Genomic DNA, 10,314 nt, shown 5'->3' on the forward strand with positions numbered 1-10,314 from the left:
CGATGCCGGCGTCCAGCCGGCGGTGCTGCGCGCACGCTACGACACGGGCGCCAACCGCCTGCTGCTGGTCTGGCCGGCGCCGGTGCCGCTGGAGATCACCCATGACAGCCAGGAGATCCTTATCCGCAGCGGCCCGCCGGTGGATGCCGCCGCCCTGGGCAGCCTTTCCGATGCGATGGCGCCCTGGGTGGCGAGCGTCAGCTGGGGCTATGACAGCGTCCTGCTGGAACTGTCCGACGGCACCGGCAGCCGGGTGGAGCAGCATCCCGACGGGGTGGCGGTCACCTTCGGCCCCGACATGGCCGACGACCGGCCGGCGCCGTCGGCCGCGCAGCTTCCGGCAGCGGACACGGTGATCGTGGATCCGCCCGGTGTGCTGCCCACCAGCGCCAGCGAAGCGGAGATCCGGCGGCAGCTGCTGCTGGCGCGCGCCGACCTGCTGGACGGCGCGCCCGGCGCGGCGGAGGCGCGGACCGGCGCCATGCTGGCGCAGTTCCCGGACCGCCGCGACGTGCTGGATTCTGCTGCCTTCGCTTCCGCCCAGGCAGGCGACTGGCGGACGGCGCGCACCCTCTACGACCGGCTGCGGGCGCAGGCGCCGGCAAACACCGACTATATCCGCGCCGCGCGCGAGGCCCGGCGACAATGGGGCGACCGGCTGACCGTCTCGGGCTTCTACCAGGATGTCGAGGACAGCGACACGCAGCGCGGGGTAGAGGCGGTACTGCGGGTGCAGCCGCTCGACGACTGGACCCTGCGCGCCCGGATCCGGCAGCGCCACATGCAGTCCGACAACGTGCTGCGCCCGGACGGCCAGATCCTGCCCTATGACGGCGAGCGTGCCGACGGCGAGCTGGAGGCCGCCTGGCGTGCCTCCACCGACTGGACCGTCGCCGGCCGGCTGCTGATCAACCCGGTTGGCGTCGGCGCCGGCGGGCGGATCCTGTATGGTCCGCCAGCGCGGCGACTGACCCTGACAGGCGCCTGGAACGAAGCGAACTACGACTATACCGAAACCATCGCCGACGCCGGCACCCGCGACAGCGCCGCTATTGCCTACCGGCGGGAGATCGGCACCGAGATCACGGTGCAGGGCAGCGCCCATGCCTACCGCTATTCCCTGCCCGACCTCTCCGGCGTGGCCAGTACCGCCGGCTTCGGCGCAGAAATCGACTATCTCCTCCTTCAGGAGCTGTTCGCAGGCGGCCCGTCGGCGGTGGCCAGCTATCGCTTCGACGGCGACTGGGTGATGCACAGCGAGGAAAGGGTCAGCGCGCTGGGCCAGACCTACAATCCCCTGCCGATCACCAGCCGGGAGGCCAATACCGTCGCCATCGGCCTGTTCGGCTGGCTGTCGCAGGACACCGACTATGGCGTGCAGCTGGGCTATACCTACGACAGGATCCAGGGGCAGAGCCCGGAAGGCTCCGCACAGCTGCGTTACCAGCCGACCGACAGCCTGGAGATCTTCGGCGATGTCTCCTACGGCCTGTCCAACGGCCGCGGCAACGACGCGACGGTGGCGCGGGCCGGCCTGGGTGTTGCAGTGAATTTCTAGGCCGGCGACAGTCCGGATCGTTTTGAGACGGGGCATGCAGGGGCCGCCGACAGCGGAAGGGGAGACAGCGCAGGGGATGGCCGAGCAGACGGAGCAGCCGGGCAGGACGATCATGCCCTCGGCGCCGGACCGGCGCAGTGAGGCCGACCGCCGCCTGCGGGAGCGCCGCCTGCCCGACGGCATGAGCCGGCACGAAGGGCCAGCCGGCGAAGAGGTCTTTCTGGACGAGAACCTGCGGCCGCGGCAGCAATGGCTGACGGCGAGCATCGAGCTTGTCGTCTTCTTCGCCATGGCGCTGCTGTTCGATGCCCTCGTGCTGGACGGCAACCGCTTCCTGGAAGTGGAGCCGAGCCCGTTCTGGATCGCGGTGATCGTGCTCACCGTGCAGTACGGCACCTCCTACGGCCTGCTGGCCGCGATCACCTCCACCATCGTGCTTTATGCCGGCAACCTGCCGCAGCAGCAGATCGCGCAGGACCTGTACGACTATCTGTTCCATATCTTCGCGACGCCGATGCTCTGGCTGGTTTCCGCCGTGCTGCTGGGTGCCATCCGCGACCGTCAGGTGGCGGACCGCGCGGCGCTGCGGGAGCAGCTGGCACGGTCGCGGGCGCAGGCCGCCGCCATCGCCGACCGCTACGAAAAGCTGAAGGACGCCAAGCGGGAGGTCGAGGCCCGGCTGGCCAGCCAGCTGCGCACCGTCACCTCGCTCTATCGCGGCGCCAGCGCACTGGAGCGGCTGACGGTGCAGGAGGTGCTGGACGGTTTCGACGACATCTTCTCCGCCGTGATGGACGCGGAGACCTATTCCCTCTACCTGCTCTCCGACGATGGGCTGGAGGTCGCCCGTACCGTCGGCTGGCGGGAGGGGGATCGCTGGCAGCGCTTTTTCGGCCATGACCACATGCTGCTGCAGGCCGTGGTGGGACAGCTGGACTTCGCCATCGTCAACGAGCCGGAGGGCGAACGCCTTCTGGCGGGCGAGGGCCTGATGGCCGGGCCGGTGGTGGACCCGCAGGACCAGTCGCTGATCGGCATGATCAAGGTGGAGCGGGTGCCTTTCTCGCAGCTCGACTACGAGGCGGTCGACAGGTTCGAGATCATCTGCTCCTGGGTTGGCGCGGCCCTGTCGCGCGCCCGCCGCTTCGAGAAGGCGGATGCCGACCGTCTGACCCGCGACGGGCTGATGCTGTCGACCGCCGCCTATCAGCATCAGAAGCGCTTCCTGGAGCGGCTGGCCGGCCGCAGCGGTTTCGCCGCATCAATGCTGGTGATCCGCCCGCCGGCGGAGATGAGCGGCGACCCGGAAATGCTGGCGCGGCTGCGCAACAGCCTGGCCTATGCGGTGCAGAAGATCCTGCGCACCACGGACGAGGCCTATGAGATCGACGATGACGGTTTCAGCTTTGCTGTGATGCTGCCTGGGGCCCGCACCGAGGATGCCCGGATGCTGGCGGAACGGCTGCGGGTCGCGATGGCGGAGAAGCTGGACGAGGTGCATGAGGGCACGCCCTGGGCGGACCGGGTGGAGTTCGGGGTCGAGGCACTGAGCCGGCCGCAGGACGAGCCGCCGCGGGCGACCCTGTCCGACCTGGGGGTCTGTGTCCCGGAATGAAGGACCACAGCGCCCTCTACACCCCGCAGGACATCCCGAAGCCCTACCCGACGGGGGCAGAGTTCGGCGGCCGCCTGAAGTTCTGGCTGCTGGCCGTCTGCGCCACCCTGGCGGAAGGCGCCGCCCTGGTGCTGCTGGTGCGCGGCGAGGTGCTGCCGGCGCTCGTCCTGCATGCGCTGGTCGTGCTCTGGCTCTGGCTTATGGCCGCCCGCGCCCTGCGGCGCGGCATCGGCGTGCGCCTGCGCTGCCTGCTGGCGGTCAGCGTCTGCGGTCTTGGACCGCTGGGCGCGGTCGGCGTCATGCTGGGCACCGCCACCCTGGAATGGACCCGGCGCAAGGCGACGCCGTTCGCGGACTGGTACCAGTCGATCTTTCCGGTGGAGGAGCGCAGCCTGTCGCAGCAGCTGTACGATTCCATCCGCGGCGGCAAGGAGGACGATGCCCTGGCCACCGCCGTCGGCTCCTTCATCGACATCATGCACAACGGCAGCAGCCGGCAGAAGCAGATCGTCATCGCCCTGATCTCCCGCAACTACCGGCCCACCTTCGCCCCTGCCCTGCTGGCGGCGCTGAACGATTCCGATCCCAGCGTGCGGGTGCAGGCGGCCTCCGCCACCGCCTTCGTTGAGCAGTCGCTGTCGCAGAAGCTGGTCGAATTGAGCGAGGCCGCCGCGCAATCGCCGGATGCGCCGGAAACGCAGCTCGCCCTGGCGCGGCACCTGGACCTCTACGCCATGTCCGGGCTGGCCGATGACGACCGTTCGGCCGACCTGCGGCGGCGCGCGGCCGACGGCTACCGTATCGCGCTGACGGCACAGCCGGAGGATACGGAGCTGCGGCTGGAGTTCGGCCGGCTGCTGGTGCGGCTGAACATGCCGGAGGAGGCGGCGGAGGTGTTCGGCGCCCTGCGCGACATCGGCTCCGGCGACCTGCTCTATGCCGAGGTCGCGCCCTGGTACGCCGAATGCCTGTACCGCACTGGCCGCGTGCCGGAACTGCGCGCCTTTTCCGAGGCCGCCCACGACCATGCGGTCCGGCACGGCCTGCCTGACCGCCCGCGGGTGCAGTTCTGGGCCCGCCGGCCGCCGGAGCTGGGCAGCATCCGCGACCGGGCGGAAGAGCAGAAGCTGCAAGAGGAGCGCGCCGCGGTGACGGCGGCGCTGTCCGCATGACGGCGCCGAAGCGGGCAACGACAGGCGGTGAGCCGGCCGGGCCGCCGCCGCTGCCGCCCGATGCCAGGGACCCGGCCTCGGCCGCCGATGTCTGCCTGATCCTTGAAGGCTCCTATCCCTTCGTGTCCGGCGGCGTGTCGTCCTGGATGCACAACGTGATCCGGGTACAGAGCCACCTGACCTTCCACCTGTTCGTGATCTCCGCATTGCCGGTGCAGCGCCGCCCGAAATACGAGCTGCCGCCCAACGTCACCGGGCTGACCGAGATCTTCGTGCAGCGCATGCCGGCGGGACGCGGCAAGGTGCCCCGCCAGAAAAGGATGTTCGCGACCCTCGGCCCCGCCCTGACCGACCTGGCGGAAAGCGGCAGCCTGGACAGCTTCACCACTGTGGTGCAGGCGCTGGCGCCGCTGCGCGAACGGCTGGGGCAGGACGTGCTGATGAATTCCGAGGATGCCTTCCGCCTTGTGGTGGCGATGTACCGGCACAGCCTGCCGAACACCTCGTTCCTGAATTATTTCTGGAGCTGGCGGTCACTGATCGGCGGCATGTTCGCCTGCCTGGCGGCGCCGCTGCCGCAGGCGAAGGTGTTCCACGCCATCTCCACCGGCTATGCCGGCCTGGTCGCCGCCCGCGCCAAGGTGGAGCTGGGCCTGCCGGCCCTGCTGACCGAGCACGGGATCTACACCAACGAGCGCCGGGTGGAGATCCTGATGGCCGACTGGCTGGAACATGATACGGACGAGGCGCTGTCGCCGGAAGCGCCGGGCCGCGACCTGCGCGACCTGTGGATCGACACCTTCGAGGCCTATTCCCGGGTCTGCTATGCCGCGATGGACGAGATCATCACCCTCTATGGCGGCAACCAGGACCTGCAGCGCCAGGGCGGCGCACCGCCGGAGAAGCTGCGCCTGATCCCCAACGGCGTCGACTGCGACCGCTGGGAGACTGTGGCGAAGAAGCCGGCGGCGGAGCGCGAGGCAGGGCGCGCCACCATCGCCTTCATCGGCCGGGTGGTGCCGATCAAGGACGTGAAGACCTTCCTGCGCGCCATCGCCTTCGTCCACCGCCAGTTGCCGGAGGTGAAGGCGGTGATCGCCGGCCCCACCGACGAGGATCCGCAATATGCCCGGGAATGCCGCGCCCTGGCGCAGTACAGTGGACTGACCGACGTGGTGGAGTTCGCCGGGCCGCTGAACCTGCTGGAGCATATGGGCCGCTTCGACGTGGTGGTGCTGACCAGCATTTCAGAAGCGCAGCCGCTGGTGGTGATGGAGGCCGGCGCCTGCGGCATCCCGGTGGTGGCGACCAATGTCGGCTCCTGCGCCGAACTGATCTACGGCCGCCCGGACGAGGAGCCGCGCCTGGGCGCCGGCGGCGCGGTGACGCCCCTGGCGGCGCCGCAGGAGACCGGGCGGGAGATCCTGCGGCTGCTGACCGACCCGGTGTACTACAACGATGCGGCGACGGCACTGCAGCGGCGCATGCGCGACCATTACGACGCACCGCTGGTCACCGCCGCCTATCGCGACACCTATGGCCGCTACCTCGCTGCGGCCGACGCCGCGGCGGCGGCAGAGTAGCGGGCGGCGGGGGCCGGCAATGGCGGGAATCGGCTTCGTCCTCGAGAAACTGATGCGCCAGGACGACCTGACCGGCGTGCTGCGCGGCATCGCCTATGCCGCGGTGATCGCGACCGGCCCCTGGCTGATCACCGTCTTCTCGCTCGCCGCCGTCACCCTGCTGGTCCATTACGGCACCGCCAGCCTGGAGGTGCGGCTGTTCCACAGCGTGATCATCTACAACTTCTCCGCCTCCCTGGTGATGACCGGGCCGATCGCCCTGGTGACCACCCGCTTCCTGGCGGACCGCATCTTCCTGGGCAAGGTGGAGCCGGTGCCGGCCACCCTGCTGACCGGTTCGGCCGCCTGCTACGGCCTGGCGCTGCTGATCGGCATCCCGTTCTACGGCTTCGTCTGCGACCTGCCGCTGACCACCGCGCTGGCGGCGATCGTCAACCTCGCCGCCGTCTGCGGCATCTGGTATGTCGGCGTCTTCCTGTCCGCGCTGCGTGACTACCGTACCATCTTCATCGCCTTCCTGGTCGGGCTGACGGTCGGCGCGGTCACCGCCATCGCCCTGTCGCGCTGGTACGGCACCGACGGCATGCTGTTCGGCTTCAGCACCGGCATCGTGGTGCTGGTCTTCATCGCCAAGGCGAAGATCCTCGCGGAATATCCCTACAAGTTCGTCGAACCCTTCGCGGTGCTGCCCTATTTCCGCACCTACTGGCCGCTGGCGCTGGGCGGGCTGGTGTTCAACGCCGCGGTCTGGATCGACAAGTGGATCATGTGGTTCGCGCCGGAACGGGTGGTGGTCGGCGGCGCCCTGGCCACCCATCCCTATTATGACGGCGCGATGTTCCTGGCCTACCTGACGGTGGTGCCGTCCTTGGCGATGTTCCTGGTCTCCGTCGAGACCGCGTTTTTCCGGGTCTACCAGCGCTTCTATCGGGCGATCGCCTTTCACGCGACCTATGCGGAGATCGAGGACAACCGGCTGCGCATCGTGCGCACCCTGGCCACCTCGTCGCGCGACATCGCCATCCTGCAGGCCGCGGTCACCATGCTGGCCCTGTTCCTGGCGCCGGCGGTGATCGAGCTGACCGCCTCCAGCTTCCAGCAGATCGGCATCCTGCGCTTCGGCATCCTGGGCGCCTATTTCCAGGCGATGCTGCTGTTCCTCTCCACCCTGCTCGCCTATTTCGACCTGCGTCTGCCGAACCTGGGCCTGCAGACCCTGTTCCTGGTCACCAACGGGCTGTTCACCCTGGCCAGCCTGGAGGGCGGCTTCGAGTATTACGGCTACGGCTTCTTCGCCTCCACCGTGGTCACCTGTGCCGTCGGCTTCGTGGTCCTCTCCCATGCGCTCAGCCGCCTGCCCTACCTCGCCTTCATCGGCTCGAACCCCAGCGTGGAATAGGTCGCGCCGCGGTCCTCCGGTCCCGCTTGCCCTCTGCCCGCCCTTGTCGGCTAAGATTGTCGGACAAAACCGGGGCGGCCAGCGACCCCGGGCAGACAATGTCAGGGAGGAGCGAACGTGCAGCCGATTGCCATCACCGGCATGGGCGCGGTGTCCGCGCTCGGCAACGACATCCGATCCCTTCACGATGGCCTGACGGCCGGGCGCACCGCGATCACCGCCGCGCCCTGGGCGGGGCGGGCCGATGGCGACCGCGCCTGGAGCGGGGTCATCCGCGACTTCCGGCCCGGCGACTGGATGGATCCGCGGGTGGAGGAAGGCACCGACCTGTTCGCGCAGTTCGCGCTGGCCGCCGCCGAACAGGCGGTGGCACAGGCGGGGCTCGGCGAACCGGATCCGGAGCGGACGGCAATCGTCCATGGCACCTCGATCGGCGGCGTGCGCGCGGTGATGAAGGCGCAGCACGAACTCGACATGCGCGGGCCGGAAGCGGTGCCGCGCAAGACCATGATCCAGATCTGGCCGAACATGGCGTCGGCCCAGATGGCGATGCGCTGGAAGCTGCACGGGCCCTGCCTGACCGTGACCACGGCCTGCGCCTCCTCCCTCGACGCGATCGGCACCGCGGCGCGGCTGCTGGACGCCGGCCTGGCCGATGTCGCGATCTGCGGCGCGACCGAGGGCGGTATCAGCCTCGCCGGCGGCGGCGCCGACGGCGATTTCGTGCCGGTGCTGTTCTACACCTCGATGCTCTACGGCATGGACGCGCCGCCATCGGAAGCGCACCAGGCGATGCTGCCCTTCGACGTGAAGCGCAAGGGCATCGTCGTCGGCGAAGGCGCCTCGATGATCGTGCTGGAACGCGCCGACCATGCGCGCGCCCGCGGCGCCAAGGTGCATGGCTGGCTCTGCGGCTATGGCCAGTGCGCCGATGCCTACCACCCCTCCAGCCCCGACCCGTCGGGACGCTGGGAGGCGCGGGCGATGCAGCTCGCGATCGCCGATGCCGGCATCGCGGCGGGCGAGGTGCAGGCGCTGATCGCCCATGCCACCGGCACGCCGAAGGGCGACACGGCGGAGATCAATGCGATCAACACGGTGCATGGCGGGCGCGGCCTGCCCGTCGCCTCGATCAAGGGCGCGCTGGGCCATCCCGGCGCCTCCTCCGGCGGGATGGGGATCATCACCGCGCTGCTGGGCATGGCCGAAAACAGCTTCCTGCCGACGGCGAACACCGACGAGCCCGACCCGGACTGTGATTTCGAGGTGGTGACCGGCGCCGCGAAGCGGCAGCGCTACGACACCTGCCAGGTCAATGCCTTCGGCTTCGGCGGGCAGAACGCCTCCGTGATCGTCAGGAGGGCATGATGCGGCTGACCATTGCCGAAGCCGTCGCCGTCCGCGCCCTGTCGCATCCCGACCGGGTGGCGCTCCGCGAACTGGGCGGGCGCAGCCTGACCTATTCGGAGGCCTGGCGGCGGATCCTGGCGCTGGCCGCACCGCTGGGGGATGTCCCGGCCGGGCCGCATGGCCGAATGGTCGGCCTGCTGCTGCCGAACGGCGCCGATGCCGCGCTGGCCTATCTGGCCTGCCAGGTCGCCGGGGTCACCGCGGTGCCGCTGAATTCCCGTCTGGCGGAGCCGGAGCTCGCCTTCATTCTGGACGATAGCGGCGCCGGTCTGGTCCTGACCGACGGCCCGCTGGCGGCGGTCGCCGGCCGGGTCGCCGGCGCCCGCCGGGTGATCGCGACGTCCGACCTGCCGACACCGGAAACGGCGGAACGGCCGCTGCTGGGCGAAGGCGGGCGCGGCGAGGCGCCGGCGGCGATCGCCTATACCAGCGGCACCACCGGCCTGCCGAAGGGCGCGATCTGGTCGAACGACCATTTCCTGGTGCAGATCATGCGCTGGGGCTGGGAGTTCGGCCTGACCGCCGACACCGTCATGCTGGTGCCCGGGCCGCTGTTCCACCTGTCCTATTGCGGCCTGACCCTGGGCGCCCTGTGCATGGGCGCGCGGGCCGACATCATGCCGGCCTTCGACCCGGCGGCCGCGCTGGAGGCGTTCTGCAGCGATGCCGCCTTCGCCTTCCTGGTGCCGGCGATGACCGGCGCAATCCTGGAGGAGTGGGCCGCCCGCGGCGAACCGGACCTGGCCGCCGCCCGCTTCATCATCTCCTCCGGCGCGCCGGGGCCGCTGGCGATGACGCAGAGGGCGATGCGGATGTTCCGCCACGCCCGGGTGGCGGAGGCCTATGGCTGGACCGAGGGCGGCTGGTGCACCTTCGAGGTCAAGGACCCGGCGACCCTGCTGGCGCACTCCGTCGGCTGGCCGACCTTCGGCAACGAGGTGCAGGTCTTCGATGCCGACGGCGAACCGGCGCCGCCCGGCGAACCCGGCGAGGTGGGGGTGAAGAGCCTGACCCATTTCGGCGGCTATCTGGGCCGGCCGGAGGCGACGGAAGCGGCCTGGCACCGCGGCTATGCGATGTCCGGCGATATCGGCATCTGGCAGCCGGACGGCCGGCTCTGCATCGTCGACCGCAAGAAGGACATGATCATCACCGGCGGCGAGAACGTCTATACCGCGGAGGTGGAGCGCATCCTGCACGACCATCCCCAGGTGCTGGAGGCCGCCGTGGTCGGCCTGCCCGACGAGCGCTGGGGGGAACGGGTCTGCGCCATGGTGGTGATCCGCGACGCCGGCCTCGACCCGGCCGAGCTGGCGGCCTTCTGCCGCCGGAACCTGGCCGCCTACAAGGTGCCGAAGCAGATCGAGATCCGCCCCGAACTGCCGCGCAACTCGATGGGCAAGGTGCAGAAGTTCCGCATCGTCGAGGCGCTGTCGGAAACAGGCTGAGGGCACCACCGGCTCCGCCCCCCCCGCCGTCATCCTCGGCCCCCGAGCCAGTGCTGTCCGGCACGATTTCGGATGACGGGGTGCATGGCATTGATTCTACTTGGAAACGAGCGTTCTGGCGGAATGTTC

The 10,314-nt window shown here is 69.9% G+C and carries 7 protein-coding genes; all 7 read left to right on the forward strand.

Translation table 11 applies throughout. From position 1 onward, the window contains the following. Positions 1–1,558 (forward strand): hypothetical protein (locus ACFOGJ_RS06435; RefSeq protein WP_379899000.1); only part of this gene is annotated, 1,558 nt, incomplete at its 5' end. A 76-nt stretch (positions 1,559–1,634) separates the two neighbouring features. Continuing rightward, positions 1,635–3,173: a GAF domain-containing protein gene (locus ACFOGJ_RS06440; RefSeq protein ID WP_379899001.1), complete on the forward strand. Its 1,539-nt coding sequence runs from the start codon at positions 1,635–1,637 to the stop codon at positions 3,171–3,173. Continuing rightward, entirely contained in the window at positions 3,170–4,345 is a 1,176-nt protein-coding gene (locus ACFOGJ_RS06445) for a tetratricopeptide repeat protein (protein ID WP_379899003.1), read from the forward strand. Before ACFOGJ_RS06440 ends, ACFOGJ_RS06445 begins: the two co-directional genes overlap by 4 nt. Further along, positions 4,342–5,928: a GT4 family glycosyltransferase PelF gene (gene pelF / locus ACFOGJ_RS06450; RefSeq protein WP_379899004.1), complete on the forward strand. Its 1,587-nt coding sequence runs from the start codon at positions 4,342–4,344 to the stop codon at positions 5,926–5,928. The genes ACFOGJ_RS06445 and pelF overlap by 4 nt, the downstream gene beginning before the upstream one ends. Before the next feature lie 19 nt (positions 5,929–5,947). Further along, positions 5,948–7,327, forward strand: a complete 1,380-nt coding sequence (gene pelG, locus ACFOGJ_RS06455; RefSeq protein ID WP_379899005.1) for an exopolysaccharide Pel transporter PelG — start codon at positions 5,948–5,950, stop codon at positions 7,325–7,327. A 117-nt stretch (positions 7,328–7,444) separates the two neighbouring features. Beyond that, positions 7,445–8,695 carry a beta-ketoacyl-[acyl-carrier-protein] synthase family protein gene (locus ACFOGJ_RS06460; RefSeq protein WP_379899007.1) on the forward strand — a complete coding sequence of 417 codons (1,251 nt, stop codon included), beginning with the start codon at positions 7,445–7,447 and terminating at the stop codon, positions 8,693–8,695. After that, a complete protein-coding gene (locus ACFOGJ_RS06465; protein ID WP_379899008.1) occupies positions 8,692–10,185 on the forward strand; it encodes a class I adenylate-forming enzyme family protein in 1,494 nt (497 codons plus the stop codon). Before ACFOGJ_RS06460 ends, ACFOGJ_RS06465 begins: the two co-directional genes overlap by 4 nt. Positions 10,186–10,314: the final 129 nt, after the last annotated feature.

This window comes from Marinibaculum pumilum (assembly GCF_042646425.1).
Classification (GTDB): Bacteria; Pseudomonadota; Alphaproteobacteria; order Ferrovibrionales; family Ferrovibrionaceae; genus Marinibaculum; species Marinibaculum pumilum.